The sequence below is a fragment of the Bradyrhizobium sp. BR 10261 genome, assembly GCF_019455395.1.
GTDB lineage: Bacteria > Pseudomonadota > Alphaproteobacteria > Rhizobiales > Xanthobacteraceae > Bradyrhizobium > Bradyrhizobium manausense.
On the sequence record NZ_JACOFQ010000001.1, the window covers coordinates 267,446 to 291,826 of the forward strand.

Sequence of the window (24,381 nt, forward strand, 5' to 3'; positions counted from 1 at the left end):
TTGGGGCGCCGAGGGCATCACTTCAAGCACGTCTCCAGCCTGAAATAACGGAAAGAACGCCGGTGTCGCATACAGACGAACAATTGCAGTCGGTGCTCGAGACGCTCGAGGAGTGCCGCAAGGTTCTCAACGAGAGCAACAGCCGTGAGTCGGCTGAGCTGCTCTCGATCGTCATCCTCGATGTCAGGATGAAGCTCAAAGGAATCGACAGCGCCGATCTCAAGGCCCTGTGCGACGAAATGCTGCGGAGCGCCGCCAGCGCGCCGCCACCCTCCTCCAAGCAGACGCAGGACCAGCCCCGGCGTCCGCTGCTCCGCGTGGTGAAGTAGCCGCGCCGCCGAATCTCGCTTTTTGGCGAGAATTGTGCGCGTCCCGATGCCGCACCTGTGATCACAGACGGCATCGGGAGGAGCCCTGGTTTGATCGCGCCTCTGTTGCGCATTCCCCGGCATCGGCTACACCAGAGCCGGTTCGGCCCAAGTCACGTGCGCAGTCCCCGCGCCCGGCCCGAGGGCCCGGGATGGCTCCGACTGCATCATGCAAAATGTTTCGATTCCCGCGGCGATGATCGCCGGTCTCGTCAGCTTCCTTTCGCCCTGCGTGCTGCCCCTGGTCCCGCCCTATCTGATCTATCTCACCGGCGCCACGATCGAGCACGTCGAGAGCGGCGAGCCTGACACGGCGTCCAAGCGCGCCATCATGATGGCGGCGCTGCTGTTCGTGCTCGGCTTCTCCACGGTGTTCGTGGCGCTCGGCGCCAGCGCCTCGCTGATCGGCGGGCTGATCCGCGCCTGGTCGGCGGAATTGTCGATCCTTGCCGGCATCGTTATCATCATCATGGGTCTGCACTTCCTCGGGCTGACGCGGATCGGCCTCTTGATGCGCGAAGGCCGGCTCCCGATCCCAAAGCCCGTCGGACTCTGGGGCGCCTATATCATGGGACTCGCCTTCGCGTTCGGCTGGACGCCGTGCATCGGCCCGATCCTCGCCGCGATCCTCTCAATCGCGGCGGCCGAGGCGACGGTGACGAAGGGCGCGGGTCTGCTCGCGGTCTATTCCGCGGGCCTCGGCATCCCCTTCCTGATCGCCGCGCTGATGATCGAGCAGTTCTCCACGCTGTTCGCGCGGATGAAAGGCCACCTCGTCAATGTCGAGCGCGCCATGGGCGTGCTGATGGTCATCACCGGCATCGGCTTCCTCACCGGCGCGGTCTCCAATGTCAGCATCTGGCTGCTGGAGACGTTCCCGGTGCTGCAGACCATCGGGTAGAACTGGGCAAATCAGAAGGTTTGCACGCGGCGTTGCGGGTCCAGTTCTAATTCACGGCAAACCGCGCCATCGCCTCGCGGTCGACCTCGATGCCGAGTCCGGGACCTTCAGGCACGCGAACGATGCCGCTACGGTGCTCGATCGGCTGTTTCAGGATCGCCTGACGGATCGGATGCTCGGTGCGGTCGAATTCGAGCATTGGCTCGAGCGGCGCCAGCGAAGTTGGCGTGTGCGGGGGCAGCACCGCGAGGAGCTGCAGCGAGGCGGCGATCGCGATTCCGGTGCCCCAGACATGCGGGTTGTAGCGGACGCTGAACGCTTCGCTCATGTCGGCGATCTTCTTGCATTCGGTGAGTCCCCCGGCCGCGCAAGTGTCGGGCTGGGCGATGTCGAGGGCATGCGAGGCAAAGAGGTCGCGGAAGCCGAAGCGCGTGAACTCGCATTCGCCGCCGGCGATGGGAATGGAGAGCGCGGACCTCACCGCGCGATAGCCAGCGACGTCCTCCGGCGGCACCGGCTCCTCGAACCAGGAGATGTCGTGACGCTCGATCAGCCGTCCGAGCCGGATCGCGGCGACGGCATCATAGGCGTGGTTCGCATCGACCATCAGAGCGACTTCGCCGCCAATCGCCTCGCGCACGGCGTGCGTGACTGCAGCGTCTTCCTCGATGCCGAAGCCGACCTTGAGCTTTACGGCGCGAAAGCCTTCCGCGACATAGCTGGCTGCTTCCTCCGGCAGATATTTGAGGGGATCGCCTGATCTGCGCCGGTAGAGCCCGGTCGCGTAGGCCTGCACCTGCTTGCGCGCGGCGCCTCCGAGCAATTGAGAGGCCGGTACGCCAAAATGCTTGCCCTTGATGTCCCACAGCGCGATGTCGATGCCACTCAATCCCTGGATAACCACGCCCTTCTGGCCGTGATCGCGCAGGCGTGCATAGATCATCTGCCACAGCACGTCGGTTCGCAGCGGATCCTCACCGACCAGCCACGGCGCGACGCCCTGCACGACGGCCGCAGTCATCCGCGCAGGACCGTAGCACTCGCCCCAGCCGGTCAGGCCGGTGTCCGTCTCGACCTCGACCAGCATGGCGGTGCGCGTGTCGTACCAGGCGCGCGAATAGGCGAAGGGCTGGGACAGTCTTGCTTCGAGGATGTGCGTCCGAATCCCAGTGATCTTCATCGTCATCCCGTTCCCCTTGTCTCGTCCAGCACGCATGTCACCGTGCAGACCACGCCGCGCGGCAGGAAGTCCACCGTTGCCTCGCCGCCGAGCTGGTCGCGGGCGCTGCGCTCGATCAGGCGTGAGCCGAAGCCGCGCCGCACCGGCTCCGTCACCGGGGGGCCGCCGGTCTCGGTCCAGATCAGCCGGAGCCGCGGCTTCGGTATATCGGCGATGACCTCCCAATCCAGCGTGACCCTGCCCGTCTCGTTGGAAAGCGCGCCGTATTTCGCGGCGTTGGTCGCGATCTCGTGCACGATCATCGACAGCACCACCGCGAGCCGCGGCGAAAGCGGCACCGCCGGCCCTGACATGCGGATGCGGTCGGGATTTGCCAGCAGGAACGGCTGGAGCGCACGCGCGATCACGTCCCGCAGCTCCGAGCCCGCCCATTTCTCCTGGCTGAGAAGATTGTGCGCTTCAGCGAGCGCACTGAGACGCCCCTCGAACTTGGTCCGCTCGTCGCGGCTGGCGCTGCGAAAAGTCTGCACCGCGATCGCCTGCATCAAGGCCAAGGTGTTCTTGACGCGATGGTTGAGCTCCTCGACCAAGAGATTGTGCAGCATCTCGCCGCGCGCGATCGTGGTCGCCATCCTGACGGCGAAGGTGAGGCCGATCAGCAGCAGCACGCCGCCGATCAGGCTCGTGACTGCGATGTTGCGCCAGAGCGGTGCGATCAGCGAGCTTTCGGGGACCCCGGCGGCGACCGTCCACCCGGTCAGATGCGATCGCGTATAGGCGGAGGCGAGGGCAACACCGTCGAGTGACACCGATGAGAGCGCAGCCTCGTCGCTGCGAAAAATATCGGCGTAGAGCGATGGCGCGGCGCGCTTGCCGAAGGTTTCGCCAGGGTTGGGTACTCGGGCGAACACTGTGCCAGTGGTGTCGAGCAGAGACACCGTCCACTCCGTGTTGGGCCGCTGCTTCTCGACGAGAGTCTGGAAGATGCCGATGGGCGGGCTGAAGCAGAGGTCGTAGACGACTTCGCCGTCGCGAAACACCGGAACCTCGACGGTGACAACCTGACGATGATTGTAGACGCCATTGAACAAATCGGAATATTGCGGCGCCTTGATCGCGAACAATCTCTCCACGATCGCCATATTGCCGCGTTGCGGCAGGCTCGCAGTGTCTTCCGTCGTGGAGGAAAACAGGATGCGTCCCTTGCTGTCGGAGATCAGTACGAGGCCGCTCTTGCCATATTGTTCGAGGAAGCCGAGCGCGATACTGCGAAAATTGACAAAGTCGTCGTTGCGGAGCGAGTCGGTGAGCGCCAGCACCTGCAATCCGCCGGTCATCCGCTGCACCTCGGAGTCCAGCACCAGGCGCATGCTGCGTACGTTCTCCAGCACACGGCGGGTCGCGTCGCTGCGGTCCTGCTTGTAATTGTAGAACGCGATGCCGACCGCGAAGACGATGAGCGGCAACATCGTCCCCGTGACCAGGAGAGCGAGCCGGACCGGCAGGGTGAGCTTTGACAAACGCGGGCGTCCCGATTCCGGCGCTTAAGCGCCGGATTATGATTTTGCAGAGAACCATACGGGCAGGAATTCCGCGGCGCCACGATTTTCGCATTGGGCGAGCAGGCCGAGGGGACTTTTTGCAGCGCGGTCGCTGACGGCGCGGAGGTCGATGCGTCAGCTCATGCTGATGGCAGTGAGCAGCAGGCACATGGCGTATACGGCCGCCAGGCTGAGCCCGGCAATCCGGGCTTCTCGATGCGGTGTCATGTGATCAGCTCCGAGAGGGCGGCCGCCCAGGAAGGCGGCCGCTCGTCCGGTTACGTCCTAGTCGATTTCCTGCACGACCGTGCGGGTGCCAGGATCGACCAGCATCACGCGATCGCCGGAGTAGACGTAGCGATATTGCGTCAGCGACGGACCCCAATCGGCCGGAACCGCCTCGAGTTCGACATCACTTGGAACCTTCGCGCCGACGATGATCTTCTCCTTCGTCGTCACCGGCCGCAGATGATGCTCGGTGACGTAGGATTTGATCCGCGTCCGGTATTGCGGTTCGATCTGGACCGCCGCGGCATGACCGGTTCCGGTCGTGGTCACCACGGTGGATTGTGCGAACGCGCCGGTCGAGATCATCAGCGCCGCCGCGGAAAGCAGGAACAGCTTTTTCATATCGTCCTCCTCATAACAAGCGCCGCACCAACATCCCACCGCCGACGACGTTCCCGACGGATAGGAACAAATTGCTAGTTTTTCCCGTTTGCAACTGGACCGGGCGAGGAACACCCGGATTGGAGGAGGAGAGAATGAAGCTGAGGATCGCAACCGCAGCAGTGATGATCGCTGCATTTTCGTTGCCGGCGTTCGCGGCCGACGAGTTCTATGTGGTGCAGGACGTCAAGACCAAGAAGTGCACGGTCGTCGACAAGAAGCCGACGGACACGAGCATGACCGTCGTCAGCCCGTCGGGCACGATCTACAAATCGCGCACCGAGGCTGAGAGCAGCATGAAGACCGTCAAGGTCTGCACGTCAAACTGAGGAGGAAGCACATGCCAGTCTTGATTTTGTGGGCCGTGCCGGCCGTGCTGGTGATTGGCGGCGGCATCTATCTGATCGGCCATTTCCACTGATTCAAAACGAGCATCATGGCCGGGCTCGTCCCGGCCATCTACGCCTTGGCGAAGCCGAACGAAGAACGTGGATGCCCGGGCCTTCGCCGCGCCGAAGCGGCTTCGGCCGCGCAGGCGGGACAAGCCCGGGCATGACGACCATCAGACGTTCGAGATGTCAGAGATTGCTCTCGGTGATCGCGGCATAGACCATGCTGCGCAGTTCGCGCCGGATCGGATAGGCGCTCGACGGCAGCACCTGGGTCATGAAGATCGTGATCAGTTCCTCGGCGGGATCGATCCAGAACGAGGTCGTGGCCGCGCCGCCCCAATTGTATTCGCCGGGGCTGCCCGCGATCAGGGTCTCGGCTGGGCGCGTCGTCACCGCAAAACCGAGGCCGAAGCCGATGCCGTTATAGGTCGCCTCAGAGAACAGCGAGCGCGAAACATCCGGCAGTGCCTGTCCGCCCGGAATGTGGTTGGTCGTCATCAGCGCCAGCGTCTTCGGCCCGATCAGTCTGACACCACCAAGCTCGCCGCCGTTGAGCAGCGCCCGGCAGAAGGTCAGATAGTCCGCCATCGTCGAGCATAGGCCGCCGCCGCCGGAGATGAAGGAGGGCGGAGACAAGAACGAGCTCGTCGTCGGGTCGTCTTGCACCGTCAGGCCCTGCCGGCGCTGGCCGGCATGGAAGGTCATGCCGCCACCGGGATCGGCGGAATAGCAGGCGGCGAAGCGATGCGCCTTCGAGGCCGGCACATGGAAATCGGTATCGGTCATCCCCAGCGGATCGAGGATGCGTTGCTTCAAGAACTGCTCGAAGGGAATTCCTGAGATCTTGCCAATGAGATAGCCGATCACGTCGGTAGAGACGGAGTAGTTCCAGGACTCGCCCGGCGAGAACTCGAGCGGGATTTTTGCAAGGCTCTCGATCATGGTCTGGAGCGTGCCTGATTTCTCGACCTCGCCGATCTTCTCGGCGCGATAGGCGGCATCGACGTTGGAGCGCTGCTGGAAGCCGTAGGTCAGACCGGACGTATGCCGGAGCAGGTCGACGATCAGCATCGGCCGGGACGGCGGCCGGGTCAGGAAGTTGGGCCAGCTGCCAGCGACGAAGACTCCGAGATTCTTCCATTCCGGAATGTACTTTGCGACCGGCTCGTCGATCGCGACCAGGCCTTCCTCGACCAGCATCATGAAGGCAACGCTGGTGAGCGGCTTGGTCATGGAATAGATGCGGTAAATGGTGTCGTCCTTGACCGGCGCCTTGCGCTCGATATCGGCAAAGCCTTGCACGGAGCTGTGGGCGACCTTGCCGCGGCGGTAGACCAGGAGATGTGTACCGGGGAAACGGCCGGCATCGATGTACCTGGCCTTCAGATGGGCATCGACGCGGTCGAGCGCGGCCTTGGACATGCCCACGGATTCGGGCGAGGCGGGGGTAGGGGCGAGCATCAGTTCCTCCGGGCAGTTTGTCAGGCGTTGATAGCCGAAATGACGACCCTATTCCAAGCGGGACTCGCTTAACGCGAGGCTCCGGGTTGGTGTAGGCTCCGCTTCGGAACGCCGTCAAAAGCCCAGCCGGGCCAACGAGAAGATCCAGGGCAACGCACCATGACCCAGTTCAACGAGACCGAGCTCACCGAGGCCGTCGTCAAAAGCTTCGACAACACGCCAAATCCGCGTGCGAAATTCCTTCTCCAGGAATTGGTGAAGTCGCTGCACGATTACGTGAGCAAGACCGGTCTCACCTTCGAGGAGTGGGAATACGCCATCGATTTTCTCACCCGCACCGGCCAGAAATGCACCGACACCCGCCAGGAGTTCATCCTGCTCTCCGACGTGCTCGGCGTCTCCATGCTGGTCGACGCGGTCAACCATCGCGATCGCGACGGCGCAACGCAGACCACCGTGCTCGGCCCGTTCTATGTCGGCGAGCACAAGGTCACCGCTCACGGCACCGACATCTCGCCGAACAATCTCACGGGCGAGCGGATGTTCGTGCAGAGCCGTGTCACCGATCTCCACGGCAAACCGCTCGCAAACGTCCCGGTCGACGTCTGGCACGCCGACGATGACGGCTTCTATGATTCCCAGAAGGCGAACTACGACGAGGTCGGCGCCTCGGCGCGGGCGCGCTTCATCACCGATGCCGACGGCCGCTTCTTCTTCCGCACGATCTTGCCGTGCAGCTATCCGATCCCGACGGACGGGCCGGTGGGCGAGATGATCGTGCAGACCAGACGCCACCCGATGCGCCCCGCGCATGTGCACTTCCTGGTCAATGCCAAAGGCTACGAGCCGCTGATCACCCACGTCTTCATGGACGGCGACAAATATCTCGATTCCGATGTGGTGTTCGGGGTGAAGGACGATTTGATCGCCAAGGTCGAGCCGCGCGACGATCCCGAGATGCCCGACGGCGGCAAGGCGAACGGGAAGTGGCACCTGATGAGCTACGAATTCCATCTCAAGCCGGGCGGTGGCATCGCGCCCAAACCGCTGGGGACGAAGGCGGCCGAACCGGCCTAAGCGATCATTGCGCTAGCGCGCGTGGAGCAGCGCGAGCAGGACCACGACGGCGCAGGCCAGCGTCACTGACGTCACCTTCCAGAACAGCAGCGGATTGCGCTCCAGCAAAGGCGTGGTCCGCGTGCTGAGATAGACCGGGTTCGGATTCCGCAGCTCGTAGGTGAATTCGAACAGGTCCTCGTGGCGCTTGTTGGGATCGGGATGCAGTGCTTTCCGCAACGCGCCGTCGATCCAGACGGGGACTGCGCGCTCATCGTGGCTGGCCGGACGATACCTGAGCTTCCATGCATCCGATCTTCCTCTGATGCGGGCGAGCTGGGCGCCATAGGGCAGGGTCCCGGTCAGCATCTGGTAGCAGATGCTCGCGAGGGAAAACATGTCCGACCGCGGCGAGCCGCCTTCGCCGAGAAAATATTCCGGGGCCGTGTACTGGACCGTGCCGAGGATCTCGGCATCAGCCGGATTGGGGGCTGCTTCGACGACGCCGGCAACCTTGACCGCTCCGAAGTCGATGATCTTCGCCGTCCCGGTCTTGTCGATCAGGATGTTGTCGGGCCTCAAATCCTGATGCAGCATCTCCATGCGGTGGAAGGCGCGCAAGCCCGCCGCAACCTGATCGACGATGCGGCGCACGGCCTCGAGGTCGGGGCGCGGATTGTCCAGCATCCATTGCCTCAGCGTCTGCCCCTCGATGAACTCGGTGGCGACGTAGAGATAGTTGCGCCGCCTGGATCGCGAGCGAGGCTTGAGGACGTGAGGGCTGTCGATCCGGCGCGCGATCCACTCCTCCATCAGGAAACGCTTCAGATAGACGGGATCGTCGCGCAGATCGATCGACGGAATCTTCAGCGCGACCATCTCCTCGGTCTCGGTGTCGACGGCGAGGTAGATGTGGCTGCGGCTGGAGGCATGCACTTCGCGAACGATGCGATAGCCGTCGAACACGGCGCGCGGCTCCAGCAGGGGCGGCAGCGGCAGTTCGGCCGCTCCACCGAAAATATCGGCCGAGCCCGTCTGCGGCACCTCGTCGATGCGCAGGATCTGCACGGTGATGTTGTCGTCGCTGCCGCGCCGGTAGGCCTCCTCGACGATGATTTGCGCGGCCGCGTCGAGATCGGCGGCGCAGGCTGCAAGTGTGCCCGTGACGAAGCGATGATCGACGAATTCGTAGGCGCCGTCCGTTGCCAGCAGGAAGATGTCGCCCGGCTCGATCTGCAGCGCCTGGTAATCGATTTCGATCTGCGGATTGATCCCGAGCGCGCGGCCGAGATAGGTCTGCTCGGACGAGACGATGATCCGGTGATCGTCGGTGAGCTGCTCGAGGGCCTTGTCGGCGACGCGATAGATCCGGCAATCGCCGACGTGAAAGATGTGGGCTGTGGTCGATTTGAGGACCAGGGCCGTGAAGGTGCAGACGTAGCCCTTGTCGCGCTCGTAAGCATATTGGCTGCGCCGGGTTTCCGCGTGCAGCCAGGAGTTGGTCGCCTCCAGAACGCGCCGCGCCGAATGCTTCACCGTCCAGGATTCGGAGGTGCAGTAATAATCGGTCAGGAAGCTCTTGACCGCCGACGCGCTCGCGACCTGGCTCACGGCGCTGCTCGAGATGCCGTCCGCTAGCACGACTGCGATGCCCTTCAGGCTCAGCAGCGGCTCGGTCGGGATCAGCGCGCCGTGAAAGTCCTGGTTGACCGGCTTGCGCCCCTTGTCGGAGTGCTGCCCGATCGAAATCTGCAAGCCCCGGCTCATCCTCGCCACCAATGCAAAGGGAGCCTCACCCTAGCAGGCAAAGCTCCCTTCTTCGACAACGCTCCCTCGTTTGAATAGCGATGGCTCAGGCCGCTGCGCGCGGCTGGCTCTTCGTCGTGACCGCACGCTTCGGCTTGGTCAGCACATGCGTGGCGTACAAGGTCAGGCCGGTGAAGGCGAGGCCGCCGACGAGATTGCCCAGCACGGTCGGGATCTCGTTCCAGATGAAATAGTCCATGATCGAGAACTTGGCGTGCAGCATCAGCCCCGACGGGAACAGGAACATGTTCACCACGGAGTGCTCGAACACCATGTAGAAGAACACCAGGATCGGCATCCACATCGCGATGACCTTGCCCGGGACGGTGGTCGAGATCATCGCCCCGACGACGCCGGTCGAGACCATCCAGTTGCAGAGCATGCCGCGGATGAACAGCGTCGCCATGCCGGCAGCGCCATGGGCGGCGTAGCCGAGGGTGCGGCCCTCACCGATATTGCCGATCGTCATGCCGACCTTGTCGGGCTCCTGGGTGAAGCCGAAGGTCGTCACGAACGCCATCATGAAGGCCACGGTCAGCGCCCCGGCGAAATTGCCGACGAAGACGAGACCCCAGTTGCGCAGGACGCCGCCGACCGTGACGCCCGGCCGCTTGTCGATCAGCGCGAGCGGAGAAAGGACGAACACGCCGGTCAGAAGGTCGAAGCCCAGGAGATAGAGCATGGAGAAGCCGACCGGAAACAGAAGTGCGCCGACGAGCGGCTGGCCGGTGTTGACGTTGATCGTGACGGCGAACCAGGCCGCGAGTGCCAGGATGGCGCCCGCCATATAGGCGCGGATGACCGTATCCCGGGTGGACATGAAAATCTTGGATTCCCCAGCGTCCACCATCTTGGTGACGAATTCCGAAGGCGCGAGATACGACATTACGATTCCTTTTGCTTCCTAAGTGAGATCGAGCGCCCCTCGAGATGAGAGCGTCGCTGAACGTCATTGGCCGTGCGAACGGCTCAGCCGTGCACGAGGGCGAAGGGTGGTTTGGAAGCCTTGGGAATCGCGTCACGACGACCGAGCCGAGGAGGGCCGCGAAGCAGTTGAGCTTCCGGGTTACGGCCGCCGGAGGCCGCAACAATGCGGCAAGCCGCAGTCTTCGTTGACATCCTCTTATGAAGCAAGTCTCGTGCCGGGTTGGCGTGGACAAAAAGGTATTTCACATCAATACGTTGCGGTGGCATCGACCGGCCTCTCTGCGAGCTGCCTGCCTTCTTGCGTGGCGAGATGCTCAAGTCTTGTGCGTCGCACAAATGTTGAGCAGGACGCAAAAGTTGCGTGCGGAACAGGGCTGCGGCAGGCTGGCACACCTCTCTTATCCAATTGATCCCAAAGATATTTCTGCATTGCTGCGCTTGGCATGAAGCTTGAATCGTTCAAGCTGACGCCATTGAAGCCGTCCCGCGAGACTTCTCATCCGAATTGCCGACGCCATCCGAACGGGGGGAATCCCCCGTCGTGCGTTCGCACGCGCCTTTTCCGGCGTGACGGGACGGACGGGCTGCTCGTGCGCACTGACGCAATCATTCGCAACGACGCAAAGGACGACACCAGACATGACCAAGCGCATTCGCCGGCCCTCTGACAATGGCCTCAGCCGCCGTCAATTGTTGAAAGCCACCGGCTCGACCGCAGCCCTTCTCGCCGCCGCCAAGCTGAATTTCCCCGCCGGCGCCTTCGCGCAGGAGGCCGGCCCCGAGGTCAAGGGCGCCAAGCTCGGCTTCATCGCGCTGACCGACGCGACCCCGCTGTTTGTCGCCAAGGAGAAGGGCATCTTCGCCAAATACGGCATGCCCGATGTCGAGGTGCAGAAGCAGGCGTCCTGGGGCACCACGCGCGACAATCTCGTGCTCGGCTCCGAAGGCAACGGCATCGACGGCGCGCATATCCTGACCCCGATGCCGTATCTGATCTCGGCCGGCAAGGTGACGCAGAACAACCAGCCGACGCCGATGTACATCCTGGCGCGGCTGAACCTGAACGGTCAGTGCATCTCGGTCGCCAAGGAATATGCCGACATCAAGGTCGGCATCGACACCGCGCCCTTCAAGGCGGCGCTGGAGAAGAAGAAGGCCGGCGGCAAGGCAGTGAAGGCGGCGATGACCTTCCCCGGCGGCACGCATGATCTGTGGATTCGCTACTGGCTCGCCGCCGGCGGCATCGATCCCGACAAGGACATCGAAACCATCGTGGTGCCGCCGCCGCAGATGGTCGCCAACATGAAGGTTGGTACCATGGATTGCTTCTGCGTCTGCGAGCCCTGGAATCTCCAGCTCATCCATCAGGAGATCGGCTACACCGCGATCACCACCGGCGAGCTCTGGGACAAGCATCCGGAAAAATCCTTCGGCATGCGCGCCGCCTGGGTCGACAAATATCCGAAGGCGGCAAAGGCGCTGCTGATGGCGGTGATGGAAGCCCAGCAATGGGCCGAGAAGGCCGAGAACCGCGAAGAGGCCGCCGTCATCTGCGCCAAGCGCCAATGGATCAACTGCCCGGTCGAGGACGTCACCGATCGGATGAAGGGCAAGTTCGACTACGGCACCGGCCGTGTCGTCGAGAACTCGCCGCAGCAGATGCGCTTCTGGAAGGACCAGGCGTCCTATCCGTTCCAGAGCCACGATCTCTGGTTCCTCACCGAGGACATCCGCTGGGGCAAGTATGAGCCTGGCTTCGACACCAAGGCGTTGATCGCCAAGGTCAACCGCGAGGACCTCTGGAAGGATGCCGCCAAGACGCTCGGCGTCGCCGCCTCCGACATTCCGGCGTCGACCTCGCGCGGCAAGGAGACCTTCTTCGACGGCAAGGTGTTCGATCCCGAAAATCCGGCAGCCTACCTGAAGTCGCTCGCCATCAAGCGCGTCGAAGTCTGATGCAGCCTGCGGCCGCCTTCGGGCGGCCGCATCGTCTTGACGAAGCCGAAGAGAAATTGCGATGAACATGCCTGCGACGAAGATTGAGGTTGAGACTGCAGCGCCTGCGCGCGCTGCGACGCCAGTTGTCGCGATGACGCCAAAGCGCCCGCCGCGCAGCGAAACATACGCACGCGTGGTGCGGGAGACTGCTGTGCGCGTCATCCCGCCGCTGGTCGTGATCGCGTTGCTGACGCTGGTGTGGGAGCTGGTCTGCCGCCGCACCGGCTCGGCGCTGCCGCCGCCGTCAAAGGTGTTCAAGGACACCAGGGAGCTGATCTTCGATCCGTTTTTCGATCATGGCGGCATCGACAAGGGCCTGTTCTGGCACCTCTCCGCCAGCCTCCAGCGCGTGGCCTTCGGCTATTCGCTCTCGGCGATCGCCGGCATCGCGCTCGGCGTCCTGGTCGGGCAGTCGGTCTGGGCGATGCGCGGGCTTGATCCGCTGTTCCAGGTGCTGCGCACGATTCCGCCGCTGGCCTGGCTGCCGCTCTCGCTCGCCGCGTTCCGCGACGGCCAGCCTAGCGCGATCTTCGTCATCTTCATCACCTCGATCTGGCCGATCATCATCAACACCGCGGTCGGTGTCCGCAACATCCCGCAGGACTATCGCAACGTCGCTGCGGTGGTGCAGCTCAATCCGCTCGAGTTCTTCGCCAAGATCATGATCCCGGCGGCGGCGCCTTACATCTTCACGGGGCTTCGTATCGGCATCGGCCTGTCCTGGCTTGCCATCATCGCCGCCGAAATGCTGATCGGCGGTGTCGGCATCGGCTTCTTCATCTGGGACGCCTGGAACTCCTCGCATATCAGCGAGATCATCCTGGCACTGTTCTATGTCGGCATCGTCGGCTTCGTGCTCGACCGCCTGATTGCGGGCCTCGGCAAGATCGTCACCCGCGGTACCGCGCAAAGCTGAGGGAGAAGAGCACATGACCGCCTATCTGAAGCTCGACCACATCGACAAGACCTTCACCCGCGGCGCCGCGACGACCGAGGTGTTGAAGGACATCAACCTCACGATCGAGAAGGGCGAATACGTCTCGATCATCGGCCATTCCGGCTGCGGCAAGTCGACCCTGCTCAACATCATCGCCGGGCTCACCAACGCCACCACCGGCGGCGTGCTGCTGGAGAACCGCGAGGTCAACGCGCCCGGGCCTGATCGCGCCGTGGTGTTTCAGAACCACAGCCTGCTGCCCTGGCTCACCGTGTACGAGAACGTCAAGATCGGCGTCGACAAGGTCTTTGCCAGGACCAAGTCGAAGGCCGAGCGCGACGCCTGGGTGATGCACAATCTCAACCTGGTGCAGATGGCCCATGCGAGGGACAAGCGGCCTGCCGAAATCTCCGGCGGCATGAAGCAGCGCGTCGGCATTGCCCGGGCGCTCGCCATGGAGCCGAAGGTGCTGTTGCTGGATGAGCCCTTTGGCGCGCTCGACGCGCTGACGCGCGCCCATTTGCAGGACTCCGTGATGGCGCTGCATCAGAAGCTCGGCAACACCATTCTGATGATCACCCACGACGTCGACGAAGCCGTGCTTCTCTCCGACCGCATCGTGATGATGACGAACGGACCGAGCGCGCGCATCGGGGAGGTGCTGGAGGTGCCGCTGGCGCGGCCGCGCAAGCGGCTCGAGCTTGCGACCAACGCCACCTATCTGAAGTGCCGTCAGCGCGTGCTCGAATTCCTCTATGAGCGTCATCGCTTCGTCGAAGCCGCTTAACGTGCTGGAACCCTGCGCCTGTTTTTGAATCATCAAGCTCAATCCTTGTGCGCCGCACAGGGATTGGGCGAATCGCAAAATTTGCGTGCGAAAAGTGCTAGCAAAAATTTCGGGCAATTCGAATAAGCCGCTGAATTCCCTATGCTTTCTGATGGTGGACAGTTGGCACGGAAGTTGAATTACCTTGTTCGACGCCAACGACGCCGTCCCTCAACATCATCAATCAGCATCGTGATCTCGCCACCGGGGCTTCGCCTCGGAGCGTGCCTCCATGCGGAGGCAGAGCCTGCAACGACGCAGCGGTGAGCCTGGAAGGGATATGCAATGACGAAGAATCCGACTTGGATTTCTGACTGGCGCCCCGAAGATGAGGCGTTCTGGAATGCGACCGGCAAGACCATCGCAAGGCGTAACCTGATCTGGTCGATCGTGGCCGAGCATATCGGCTTCTCGGTGTGGCTGATCTGGAGCATCGTCGCGACCAAGCTGCCGCAGGCAGGCTTCCACTATTCGACCGATGAGCTGTTCCAGCTCGTGGCCGTCCCCGGCCTGATCGGCGCGTTGATGCGCTTCCCCTACACCTTTGCGGTGACGACCTTCGGCGGTCGCAACTGGACCATCTTCAGCGCGGCAATCCTGTTCATTCCGACGCTGTCGCTCGCCTACTTCGTGAGCCAGCCCGAGACGCCGTTCTGGCTGATGCTGCTGATCGCGTCGACGGCGGGCCTCGGCGGCGGCAATTTCGCCTCCAGCATGACCAACATCTCGTTCTTCTTCCCTGATAGGATGAAGGGCTCGGCGCTGGGCATCAATGCCGCCGGCGGCAATATCGGCGTCTCCAGCGTGCAGCTTCTGACCCCGATCCTGATGAGCCTTGGCGTCATCAACATGTTCCAGGCGACGCCGGTCGGCGGTGTCTATCTGCAGAACGCCGGCCTGATGTGGGTGCTGCCGATCGCGATCGCGGTGTTCGGCGCGGTCTTCTTCATGAACAACCTGACCTCGGCCAAGTCGTCGGTGAAGAACCAGCTCGCGATCGTCAAGCGCAAGCACACCTGGATCATGGCCTTCATCTACATCGGGACGTTCGGCTCCTTCATCGGCTACTCCGCCGCGTTCCCGCTGCTGATCAAGACGCAGTTTCCGACGGTGACGATCTCGATCGCGTTCCTCGGGCCGCTGGTCGGCTCGCTGGCGCGGCCGCTCGGCGGCTGGCTCGCCGACAAGATCGGCGGCTCCATCATCACCTTCTGGAATTTCATCGCGATGGCGGCGGCAACGATCGGCGTCCTTTACTTCGTCGGACAGAAGGACTTCACCGGCTTCCTCACGATGTTCCTGATCCTGTTCGTGACGACAGGCATCGGCAACGGCTCGACCTATCGCATGATCCCGTCGATCTTCCGCGAAGAAAACCTGTTCAAGGTACGCGGCAAGGGCGATGCGGCGCGCGCAATGGCGCTGAAGACGGCGAGCATCGAGAGCGGGGCCGCTGTCGGCTTCATCGGCGCGGTCGGTGCCGTCGGCGGCTATCTGATCCCGAGCAGCTTCGGCAAGTCGATCGCAGCGACCGGCGGTCCGCAGGTCGCGCTCGCGATCTTCCTCGTCTTCTACGCTTCCTGCCTGGCTCTGACCTGGTGGTTCTACCTGCGTCGCGGCTCGCAAAGTGAAGGCGCGCCAAGCCTGGCGGAAGCGCGTGTGTGATCTTCGGCATGAAACACGCTTCTCCCCGTACGCGGGGAGAAGACTCTCTGATGACGTTTGATCCATGAACTTTTTCCGCAATGGCGCGGACAAAAGCAGACCGAAACAGACAGGAGACCATTGTGACGCCCGAACAGATTACCCTCATCCAGCAAAGCTTCGCCAAGGTCGCACCGATTTCCGAAGCTGCTTCGCAGCTGTTCTACGACCGCTTGTTCGAGGTCGCTCCCTCCGTGCGCGCGATGTTTCCCGAAGACATGACCGAGCAGCGCAAGAAGCTGATGGCCATGCTCGCCGCCGTCGTCGGCGGCCTGTCGAATCTCGAGACGATTCTTCCCGCGGCCTCGGCGCTCGCCAAGCGCCACGTCGCCTATGGCGCCAAGGCCGAGCACTATCCCGTGGTCGGCGCGACCTTGCTGTGGACCCTGGAGAAGGGCCTCGGCGAGGCCTGGACGCCCGAGCTCGCAACCGCCTGGACCGACGCCTACGGCGTGCTGTCCGGTTACATGATTTCCGAGGCCTACGGCTCACCGGCGCAGGCCGCCGAATAGGAGATGCCTTGTGAGTGAACCGCTTGTCATCGTCGGTAACGGTATGGCAGCCGCGCGTCTGGTCGACGAGCTCGCCAAGACCGCGCTCGGCCGCTATGCGGTCGCTGTGATCGGCGAAGAGCCGCGGCTCGCTTACAACAGGGTGCTGCTCTCATCCGTGCTGGCCGGCGAGACCGGCTCGCACGAGATCGAGCTCCGACCAGCGGAGTGGTGGCGTGATCGCGGCATCACCGTACGCTGCGGCTATCGCGTCACTGAGATCGACACCGGCCGCCGCGAGCTCAAGATATCAGGCGAAGAGAGCGTGGAATATTCCAGGCTCGTGCTCGCAACGGGGTCGACGCCGCTGCGGCTCAACGTACCGGGCGCCGATCTTGCCGGCGTGCATACCTTTCGCGACACCCGCGACGTCGACCTGCTATTGACGCTGGCCGCTGCGAGGAAGCGCGTCGTCGTGGTCGGTGGCGGCCTGCTCGGCCTTGAAGCGGCCTATGGCCTTGCCAAGGCCGGTGCGCCCGTGACCCTGCTGCATCTGATGGACCGGCTGATGGAGCGCCAGCTCGACGGGCCGGCCGCCGATCTGCTCAAGACGCTCGTGGAACGCAAGGGCATCCGCATCCTGCTCAACGCCTCAACCGCCCGCATCCACGGCGAGCGCCATGTCGAGGCCGTGGAGCTGGCCGACGGCAGCCGGATCGAGGCGGACGCCGTGATCTTCGCCGCCGGCATCAGGCCCAACATCGCGCTCGCCAAGGACGCTGGCATTGCGGTCAACCGCGGCATCGTCGTCAATGACGTGATGCAGACGGCGTCTCCCGGCATCTACGCGCTCGGTGAATGCGCCGAGCATCGCGGCACCTGCTATGGCCTGGTCGAGCCGGCCTATGAGCAGGCGCGGGTGCTGGCCCGGCATCTCGGGGGCCGCCCCGCCGCCTACCAGGGCAGCGTGGTCTCGACCAATCTGAAAGTATCGGGCGTCAGCGTGTTCTCGGCCGGCGACTTCATGGGCGGTGAGGGCAGCGAGAGCCTCGTCCTGTCGGACAGCCGACGCGGCACCTACAAGAAGCTCGTGATTTCAGACGGGTGCCTCACCGGCGCCGTGCTGGTCGGCGATACCGCCGACGCGCTCTGGTATCTCGAGCTGATCCGCACCCGCGAGAAGATTGCCGCCATCCGGGCCGACATGATGTTCGGCCGCGTCCTCGCCGTTCCTTCCAAGGCTGCCTGATATGACGGCGATCGATCCCACGCTCCGCACCACCAAGACCACCTGTCCCTATTGCGGCGTCGGCTGCGGCGTGCTCGCAACGCCCGATGGCGCGGGCGGCGCAGCGATCGCGGGCGACCCCGACCATCCCGCCAATTTCGGCCGGCTGTGCTCGAAGGGCTCTGCGCTCGGTGAGACCGTCGGGCTGGAGGGCCGGCTGCTCTATCCGATGATCCGCTGCAAGGGCGTGATGGAGCGCGTGGCCTGGAGTGACGCGCTCGACCATGTCGCGCATCGCATGAAGCACATTGTCGCGCGCGATGGCGCCGATGCGGTCGCCTTCTATCTTTCGGGCCAGCTTCTCACCGAGGACTATTACGTCGCCAACAAGCTGATGAAGGGCTTTGTCGGCACCGCCAATGTCGACACCAATTCCCGGCTCTGCATGTCGTCCTCGGTCGCCGGCCACCGCCGCGCCTTCGGCGCCGATACCGTGCCGGGCTGCTATGAGGATCTCGACCAGGCCGATCTCCTGATTTTCGTCGGCTCGAACGCGGCCTGGTGCCATCCGGTGCTGTTCCAGCGCATGCTGAACAACCGCGCAGAGCGCGGCGCACGCATGATCGTGATCGATCCGCGCCGCACCGACACCGCTGGCGACGTCGATCTGTTCCTCGGCCTCAGGCCCGGTACCGACACCGCGCTGTTCTCCGGCCTGTTCGTGCATCTCGCCGACAATGGTGCGCTCGATCAGAATTACATCGCGAACAATACCTCTGGCTTCGAGGATGCGCTGGCGCGTGCGCGTAACATCGCAGGAAGCATCACCGCGACTGCGCTTGCGACCGGGCTCTCCGAGCAGGACGTCGCCGCCTTCTTCCGGATGTTCCGTGACACGACGCGCGTCGTCACCCTCTACTCGCAGGGCGTCAACCAGTCGGCGCAGGGCACCGACAAGGTCAATGCGATCCTGAATTGCCATCTCGCCACGGGGCGCATCGGCAAGCCGGGCGCCTCGCCGTTCTCGCTCACCGGCCAGCCCAATGCGATGGGCGGCCGCGAGGTCGGCGGCCTCGCCAATATGCTCGCCGCGCACATGGGCTTCACGCCGCCCGACATCGATCGGGTCAGGCGGTTCTGGAAGGCGCCGCGCATCGCCACCCATGAAGGGCTGAAGGCGGTGCAATTGTTCGAGGCGATCAACCGGGGCGAGGTCAAGGCGCTGTGGGTGATGGGCACCAATCCGGCGGTCTCGCTGCCCGACGCGGACGTCGTGCGCGAGGCGCTGAAGAAGCTGGAGCTGTTCGTGGTGTCCGAGAACGTGCTCGGCAACGATACGGTCGAAGCCGGCCCGCACGTCCTGCTGCCGGCGCTGGCCTGGGGCGAGAAGTCGGGCACGGTGACCAATTCCGAGCGCCGCATCTCGCGCCAGCGTTCGTTCCTGCCGCCGCCGGGCGAGGCACGGCCGGACTGGTGGATTCTGAGCGAGACCGCCAAACGTCTCGGCTTCGGCGACAGTTTCAATTACAAATCGGCCGCCGATATTTTCCGCGAGCATGCCGCGCTCTCGGCGTTCGAGAACAATGGCAGCCGCGATTTCGACATCGGCGCGCTGAGCGCGCTGTCCGACGAGGCCTTCGATGCCTTGACGCCGGTGCAATGGCCGGCCCGCGAAGGTGGTGCAGCTGGCGAACGATTCTTCGCGGAAGGTGGCTTCTTCACCAATGACGGCAAGGGTCGCTTCGTCGCCCCGGAAGTGCCTTCGCTGCGGGCCGAAACCGGCCCGTCGCGTCCCCTGAGGCTCAACACCGGACGCATCCGCGACCAGTGGCACACCATGACGCGCACAGGTCTCAGCCAGCGGCTGGGCGCGCATCTGCCCGAACCCTTCGTCGAGATCCATCCTGATGATGCCAGCAAATACGGCATTGCTCACGACGGCTATGCCCGCATCACCACCGATTACGGCCAGTGCATTTTGAAGGTCGTCGTCAGCGACCGGCAGCAGCGCGGCACGCTGTTCGCACCGATCCATTGGAGCGCGATGAACGCCTCGCATGGCCGCGTCGGCGCGCTGGTGCACTCGTTCACCGATCCGTTCTCGGGCCAGCCGGAATCGAAAGCGACGCCGGCTGCGATCGCGCCCTACGAATACGTCTTCCGCGGTTTTGCGCTGTCGCGCAAGCAGCTCGCTCTGCCGCCAAACCTGTTCTGGACCCGCGTCACGGTCAGCGGCGGCTTCGGCTATCTCTTCGCCGACAATGCTGACCTGTCGCGCTGGCCGGCCTGGCTCGAGAGCGTTGCCGGTGAGGACGTGGCCGAGTACCGCGATTTCGGGGGCGGCGTTTTCCGCGCCGCTTCGTTTTCGGGCGACCGGATCGAGACCTGCCTGTTCGTCGGCCCCGCGCATGATGCCGGCGACTGGGAGGTGGTGAAAAGCGTGTTTGCGGCCGACCGCGTCACCGACGGCCAACGCCGCATGCTCTTGTCCGGTAAGTCCAGCGAAGGCGCCGTCTCGACCGGCCCTGTCGTCTGCGCCTGCTTCGGCGTCGGCCGCGGCACCATCTGCGATGCGATCGCCGGCGGAGCGCGCACCCCCGCCGAGATCGGCGTAAAGCTCAAGGCAGGCACCAATTGCGGCTCCTGCATTCCCGAGTTGAAGCGTCTGATCGCGACGACGGAGGTTGTGCCCGCGAAGCACGCGAAGGTCGCGGGCGCGGCGGGGTAGGGCATCGTTCTCGGCTGGCTCCGCATACTCCGCCGTCATCGCCCGGCTTGACCGGGCGATCCAGTACGCCGAGACGTCAGTGATTCACCGAGAAGCCGCGGCGTACTGGATTCCCGCTTTCGCGGGAATGACAGCGTGGGCTAGGTACCATCCTCCCACCCAATCGACGTGCCCGCGATTGTGGCCTATGGTGCCGCGCGGCTTTCACTCCACTCCAAGACCAATCATGATTTACCACGAAGCGCCCCCGCGTCTGGTCGAAACGTTCCCGGATTGAACTCTTGAGCGCGATAGCGGTTGCCTGTGCCAACGAGCGGCATCGGAGACAAACATGAAAACAAAACCCTTCGGCAAGTCAGGCGCCAACGTCTCTGTCATCGGGCAGGGCACCTGGTATATCGACCATGGCGAGCGCAAGCGCGCCGTCGCGGCGCTTCAGCGCGGGCTCGATCTCGGCATGACCCATATCGACACCGCCGAGATGTATGGCGATGCCGAGCTTGTCGTTGCCGATGCGATCGCGGGCCGTCGCGATGAGGTGTTCCTGGTTTCCAAGGTGCTGCCGAGCAACGCCTCGCGTCGTGGCACCATCACGGCCTGCGAGCGCTCGCTGAAGCGGCTGAAGACGGATCGTCTCGATTGCTATCTGCTGCACTGGCGCGGCTCGTATGATCTCGAGGACACCGTCGCGGCCTTCGAGGAGCTGGTGACATCAGGCAAGATCAAGTCCTGGGGCGTCTCCAATTTCGATGCCGATGATCTCGACGAGATTCTCGAGGTTGCGGGCGAAGGCAAGATCGCCTGCAATCAGGTGCTCTATCATCTCAAGGAGCGCGCGATCGAGCATGCGGTGATCCCGTGGTGCGAGCGGCACGGCGTTGCCGTCGTCGCCTATTCACCGTTCGGGCACGATGATTTTCCGGATGCGCGCAGCAGGGGCGGCGCGGTGCTGGCGCGCATTGCAGAGGCACGTCGTGCGACACCGCGTCAGGTCGCGCTGAGCTTCCTCACCCGTGCGACTACGGTGTTCGCGATTCCGAAGGCGTCGTCCGCGGAACACGCCGGCGAAAATGCGGCGGCCGGCGATCTCGTGCTGACGGAAGAGGAGATTTCGGCGCTGGATGCGGCGTTTCCGCGCGGCCCGAAGCCGCGCAGCCTGCCCATGCTGTAGCGCAATATTAACCGGGCGTTGACGCGCGTGGACGTCAGCGCATATCGGCATCCTGTTTTCGGAAGTTGTGAACGCGGCGCATTTGTCGTTTTTATGAGGCCTCTCGATTCGCCTTTTGCCGGGTTCCTACAGTGACACCGCCACCTGCTGCAGCCGCAAGGCTCGACAGTATTCCCATGCCCTTGCCGGAGAAGAAGCAGGAGGCTCGCCGCGCGCCTGCGCGCGTCGACCATCCCTTCAAGGGCATCGCGCTGGTCCTGCTGTCGACGGTATTTCTCGGCTGCTCCGACGTCACTTCGAAATATTTGTCATCGAGCCTGCCGTCGATCGAGATCACCTGGATTCGCTTCGTCACCTTTGCGCTCATGTTCCTGCCGGTGATGCTGCCGGGCTCGCCGCTGCATGCGATGCGGACCGAGCGGCTGGGCCTGCAGATCATGCGCGGCACGGCGCTGCTCGGTTCCTCCCTCTTCTTCATCACCGGCTTGCGCTTCCTTCCCATCGCGGAAGCCTCTGCTACCGGCTTCATCTCGCCGCTGTTCGTCACCGCACTCTCGATCGTCTTCCTCAGCGAGAAGGTCGGCATGCGCCGCTGGATCGCGACCGCGGTCGGCCTGATTGGCGTGATGATCATCATTCGTCCGGGCTCGGCCACATTCCACGTCGCGGCGTTCTTCCCGATCGTCTCGGCATTCTGCTGGGCCGCCGCACTGATCATGACGCGCCTGATGAGCGGGCGTGAGGCCGTTCTCACCACGATGGCCTATTCGGCGCTCACGGGTGTTGCGATCCTCACCGTGATGGTGCCGTTCGTCTGGGTCACGCCGACCTGGACAGGCATCGGGCTCGGCATCGTGATCGGCCTGGCCTCCACCGTCGGACAGTGGATCATCGTGCTGGCCTATCGCTACGGCGATGCCTCGGTGCTGGCGCCGTTCTCGTACACGCAGCTGCTGTGGGTCAGCATTTTGGGCTTCTTCGTCTTCGGCGAGCTGCCCGATGTCTGGACCATCACGGGAGCGGCCTTCATCGTCGCCAGCGGGCTCTACATCGCCCACCGCGAGCGCGTCCGCCGCGCCCAGGTTTTGGTGCAGGCAGCACGGTCTCCAAACCCCTGACGCAAGTTCGCGCGTGCTGAGACGTGCTATCGACGGTTCCAATACATCAGGAGGAGCCGGATGCGCGCTGCGATTTTCAGGAACGGTGAGATTGTTGCTGATCAGATCCCCGAGCCGAAGCCCGGCCCCGGCCAGGTGCTGGTCAAGACGCTCGCCTGCGGCATCTGCGGTTCCGACCTGCACGCGCGCCAGCACGCGCCGCGGATGGTCGAGATGGCCAAGAAGACCGGGCGCACCCCGATGGATCTGTCGCGCGACGTCGTGTTCGGCCACGAGTTCTGCTGCGAGATCGTCGACCACGGCCCCGGCACGACGCGCAAGCTCAAGCCCGGCACGCATGTGTGCTCGCTGCCCGCGCTGCTGACGCCTGAGGGCATCAAGGGCATCGGCTATTCCAACGAGTTTGTCGGCGGCTATGCGGAGCAGATGCTGCTCAGCGAGCCGCTGCTGCTGGAAGTGCAGAACGGCCTCGCGCCGGAACATGCCGCGTTGACCGAGCCGCTCGCGGTCGGCGTTCACGCGGTTGAAAAAGCCAACATAAGCGGCGGCGAGGTACCGCTGGTGATCGGCTGCGGCCCGGTCGGCCTTGCCGTGATCGCGGCGCTGAAGATCAAGGGCCTGCACCCGATCATCGCCGCCGACTATTCGCCGGCGCGGCGGGCGCTTGCCGCAAAGCTCGGCGCCGATATCGTCGTCGATCCCAAGGTGTCGCAGCCCTATGCGACCTGGGCCGAGCACGCGCAGATGTCGGAGGCGGAGAAGGCGGCACGGCCGCCGTTCCAGGCCATGCTGCCGGCGCTGAAGCCCGCGATCATCTTCGAATGCGTCGGCGTGCCCGGGCTGCTGCAGCAAGTGTTCGAGGGCGCGCCGCGCGATGCCAGGATCGTCGTGGTCGGCGTCTGCATGGAGAGCGACAGGCACGAGCCCATGCTCGGCATCATGAAGGAGCTCAACGTCCAGTACGTGCTCGGCTACACGCCGGAGGAGTTTGCGGCATCGCTGCGCCTGATCGCCGAAGGACAGGTGGACGCCGCGGCGATGGTGACGGCGGAAGTCGGCATCGACGGCGTCGCAAAAGCCTTCGCCGATCTCGCCAACCCTGAGGCCCACACCAAGATCATCGTGCAGCCGTGGCGATGATGCCCCTCGTTGCGGCGAGGAAGGTGCCGTAGGGTGGGCAAAGGCGCGAAGCGCCGTGCCCACCATCTCTCTGCGCAATCACGAGTGGTGGGCACGCTACGCTTTGCCCACCCTACGAGGCGCTTGCGGCCGTCCCTCCAGACGCCCGCGTTGTGCTACACCGGCAGCGCGATCGAATATTTCACCTGGCTGAGCGCAAAGCTGGACTCGATCGATGCGATGCCGTCGAGCCGGGTCAGCTTGGTCTTGAGGAACGTCTCGTAGGAGGCGAGGTCGGCTGCGACGACGCGCAGCAGATAATCGCGGTTGCCGGTCATCAGATAGCACTCCAGCACCTCGTCCCATTTCGAGATGGCGCGGGCGAAGCGGTTGAGGTCCTCCTCCTTCTGCCGCGCCAGCTTGATCGAGATGAAGACGCTGACATGCAGCCCCAGCGCCTTCTGGTCGACGGTCGCGACATAGCGCGAGATCACGCCGCGCTCCTCCAACAGCTTGACCCGGCGATGACAGGGCGAGACCGACAGGCCGACCCTGTCGGCGAGCTCCTGCATGGTCAGGCGGCTGTCGTTCTGGAGATGGCTGAGGATCTTGCGGTCGATGGCGTCGAGCTCGGGCATTGGAATAGAACCTGTATTTCATGGCCAATGTTGGTATGGTATCCCAATATCCGCCGGTATGACGCGAAAAATTGAGAAATCTGGCGCCGCCGGCAGGCGTATGATCCGCCTTATTTTCCGGA

21 protein-coding genes are annotated in these 24,381 nt (G+C 63.8%); 14 read left to right on the plus strand and 7 right to left on the minus strand.

Annotated elements, in window-relative coordinates; genetic code table 11:
• Nucleotides 1-62 precede the first annotated feature (62 nt).
• Both HYH07_RS01280 and HYH07_RS01285 read left to right on the plus strand, forming a co-directional pair.
• Nucleotides 63-329: a hypothetical protein gene (locus HYH07_RS01280; protein WP_220000737.1), complete on the plus strand. Its 267-nt coding sequence runs from the start codon at nucleotides 63-65 to the stop codon at nucleotides 327-329.
• 208 nt (nucleotides 330-537) lie between these two features.
• Nucleotides 538-1,269: a cytochrome c biogenesis CcdA family protein gene (locus tag HYH07_RS01285; RefSeq protein ID WP_220000738.1), complete on the plus strand. Its 732-nt coding sequence runs from the start codon at nucleotides 538-540 to the stop codon at nucleotides 1,267-1,269.
• Nucleotides 1,270-1,315: 46 nt separating this feature from the next.
• Here HYH07_RS01285 and HYH07_RS01290 read toward each other — a convergent pair whose 3' ends face one another.
• The 3 genes from HYH07_RS01290 to HYH07_RS01300 all read right to left on the minus strand — a co-directional run bounded on the left by HYH07_RS01290 (nucleotide 1,316) and on the right by HYH07_RS01300 (nucleotide 4,620).
• Complete coding sequence (locus HYH07_RS01290) at nucleotides 1,316-2,449, minus strand: mandelate racemase/muconate lactonizing enzyme family protein (RefSeq protein ID WP_220000889.1); 1,134 nt, start codon at nucleotides 2,447-2,449, stop codon at nucleotides 1,316-1,318.
• A 2-nt stretch (nucleotides 2,450-2,451) separates the two neighbouring features.
• Entirely contained in the window at nucleotides 2,452-3,918 is a 1,467-nt protein-coding gene (locus tag HYH07_RS01295) for a sensor histidine kinase (RefSeq protein WP_220000890.1), read from the minus strand.
• Nucleotides 3,919-4,275: 357 nt separating this feature from the next.
• A complete protein-coding gene (locus HYH07_RS01300) occupies nucleotides 4,276-4,620 on the minus strand; it encodes a DUF1236 domain-containing protein (protein ID WP_220000739.1) in 345 nt (114 codons plus the stop codon).
• A 134-nt stretch (nucleotides 4,621-4,754) separates the two neighbouring features.
• On the opposite strand from HYH07_RS01300, the gene HYH07_RS01305 reads away from it, so the two are divergent.
• Entirely contained in the window at nucleotides 4,755-4,988 is a 234-nt protein-coding gene (locus tag HYH07_RS01305; protein WP_220000740.1) for a hypothetical protein, read from the plus strand.
• 249 nt (nucleotides 4,989-5,237) lie between these two features.
• On the opposite strand, the gene HYH07_RS01310 is transcribed toward HYH07_RS01305, so the two are convergent.
• Nucleotides 5,238-6,512, minus strand: a complete 1,275-nt coding sequence (locus HYH07_RS01310) for a serine hydrolase (protein WP_220000741.1) — start codon at nucleotides 6,510-6,512, stop codon at nucleotides 5,238-5,240.
• A 159-nt stretch (nucleotides 6,513-6,671) separates the two neighbouring features.
• Between HYH07_RS01310 and HYH07_RS01315 the strand changes: the two genes are divergently transcribed.
• On the plus strand, nucleotides 6,672-7,589 hold the full coding sequence (locus HYH07_RS01315; RefSeq protein WP_220000742.1) for an intradiol ring-cleavage dioxygenase: 918 nt from the start codon (nucleotides 6,672-6,674) through the stop codon (nucleotides 7,587-7,589).
• Nucleotides 7,590-7,601: 12 nt separating this feature from the next.
• Here the strand turns inward: HYH07_RS01315 and HYH07_RS01320 are convergent, their stop codons facing one another.
• Together HYH07_RS01320 and HYH07_RS01325 are read right to left on the minus strand one after the other, a co-directional pair.
• The gene (locus HYH07_RS01320) at nucleotides 7,602-9,335 is read right to left on the minus strand and encodes a bifunctional protein-serine/threonine kinase/phosphatase (protein ID WP_220000743.1); all 1,734 of its coding nucleotides are present in this window, start codon (nucleotides 9,333-9,335) and stop codon (nucleotides 7,602-7,604) included.
• Nucleotides 9,336-9,420: 85 nt separating this feature from the next.
• Nucleotides 9,421-10,260 carry a formate/nitrite transporter family protein gene (locus HYH07_RS01325; protein WP_220000744.1) on the minus strand — a complete coding sequence of 280 codons (840 nt, stop codon included), beginning with the start codon at nucleotides 10,258-10,260 and terminating at the stop codon, nucleotides 9,421-9,423.
• Nucleotides 10,261-10,940: 680 nt separating this feature from the next.
• Between HYH07_RS01325 and HYH07_RS01330 the strand changes: the two genes are divergently transcribed.
• The 10 genes from HYH07_RS01330 (at nucleotide 10,941) to HYH07_RS01375 (ending at nucleotide 23,642) form a co-directional block, all read left to right on the plus strand.
• Entirely contained in the window at nucleotides 10,941-12,257 is a 1,317-nt protein-coding gene (locus tag HYH07_RS01330) for a CmpA/NrtA family ABC transporter substrate-binding protein (protein ID WP_220000745.1), read from the plus strand.
• A 61-nt stretch (nucleotides 12,258-12,318) separates the two neighbouring features.
• Nucleotides 12,319-13,215: a nitrate ABC transporter permease gene (gene ntrB / locus HYH07_RS01335; protein ID WP_220000746.1), complete on the plus strand. Its 897-nt coding sequence runs from the start codon at nucleotides 12,319-12,321 to the stop codon at nucleotides 13,213-13,215.
• Between the two features lie 13 nt (nucleotides 13,216-13,228).
• A complete protein-coding gene (locus tag HYH07_RS01340) occupies nucleotides 13,229-14,023 on the plus strand; it encodes an ABC transporter ATP-binding protein (RefSeq protein WP_220000747.1) in 795 nt (264 codons plus the stop codon).
• A gap of 324 nt (nucleotides 14,024-14,347) precedes the next feature.
• Nucleotides 14,348-15,727 (plus strand): MFS transporter, encoded by a 1,380-nt coding sequence (locus HYH07_RS01345; RefSeq protein WP_220000748.1) that lies wholly within the window; start codon nucleotides 14,348-14,350, stop codon nucleotides 15,725-15,727.
• A gap of 122 nt (nucleotides 15,728-15,849) precedes the next feature.
• On the plus strand, nucleotides 15,850-16,278 hold the full coding sequence (locus HYH07_RS01350; RefSeq protein WP_057753819.1) for a globin family protein: 429 nt from the start codon (nucleotides 15,850-15,852) through the stop codon (nucleotides 16,276-16,278).
• A gap of 10 nt (nucleotides 16,279-16,288) precedes the next feature.
• A complete protein-coding gene (locus HYH07_RS01355) occupies nucleotides 16,289-17,506 on the plus strand; it encodes an FAD-dependent oxidoreductase (protein WP_220000749.1) in 1,218 nt (405 codons plus the stop codon).
• Nucleotide 17,507: 1 nt separating this feature from the next.
• Complete coding sequence (locus HYH07_RS01360) at nucleotides 17,508-20,213, plus strand: nitrate reductase (protein ID WP_220000750.1); 2,706 nt, start codon at nucleotides 17,508-17,510, stop codon at nucleotides 20,211-20,213.
• Between the two features lie 331 nt (nucleotides 20,214-20,544).
• Complete coding sequence (locus HYH07_RS01365; RefSeq protein ID WP_220000751.1) at nucleotides 20,545-21,384, plus strand: aldo/keto reductase; 840 nt, start codon at nucleotides 20,545-20,547, stop codon at nucleotides 21,382-21,384.
• Between the two features lie 176 nt (nucleotides 21,385-21,560).
• Entirely contained in the window at nucleotides 21,561-22,502 is a 942-nt protein-coding gene (locus tag HYH07_RS01370; protein WP_220000891.1) for a DMT family transporter, read from the plus strand.
• Nucleotides 22,503-22,562: 60 nt separating this feature from the next.
• Complete coding sequence (locus tag HYH07_RS01375; protein WP_220000752.1) at nucleotides 22,563-23,642, plus strand: zinc-binding dehydrogenase; 1,080 nt, start codon at nucleotides 22,563-22,565, stop codon at nucleotides 23,640-23,642.
• A 155-nt stretch (nucleotides 23,643-23,797) separates the two neighbouring features.
• Here the strand turns inward: HYH07_RS01375 and HYH07_RS01380 are convergent, their stop codons facing one another.
• Complete coding sequence (locus HYH07_RS01380; protein WP_057753316.1) at nucleotides 23,798-24,259, minus strand: Lrp/AsnC family transcriptional regulator; 462 nt, start codon at nucleotides 24,257-24,259, stop codon at nucleotides 23,798-23,800.
• Nucleotides 24,260-24,381 lie beyond the last annotated feature (122 nt).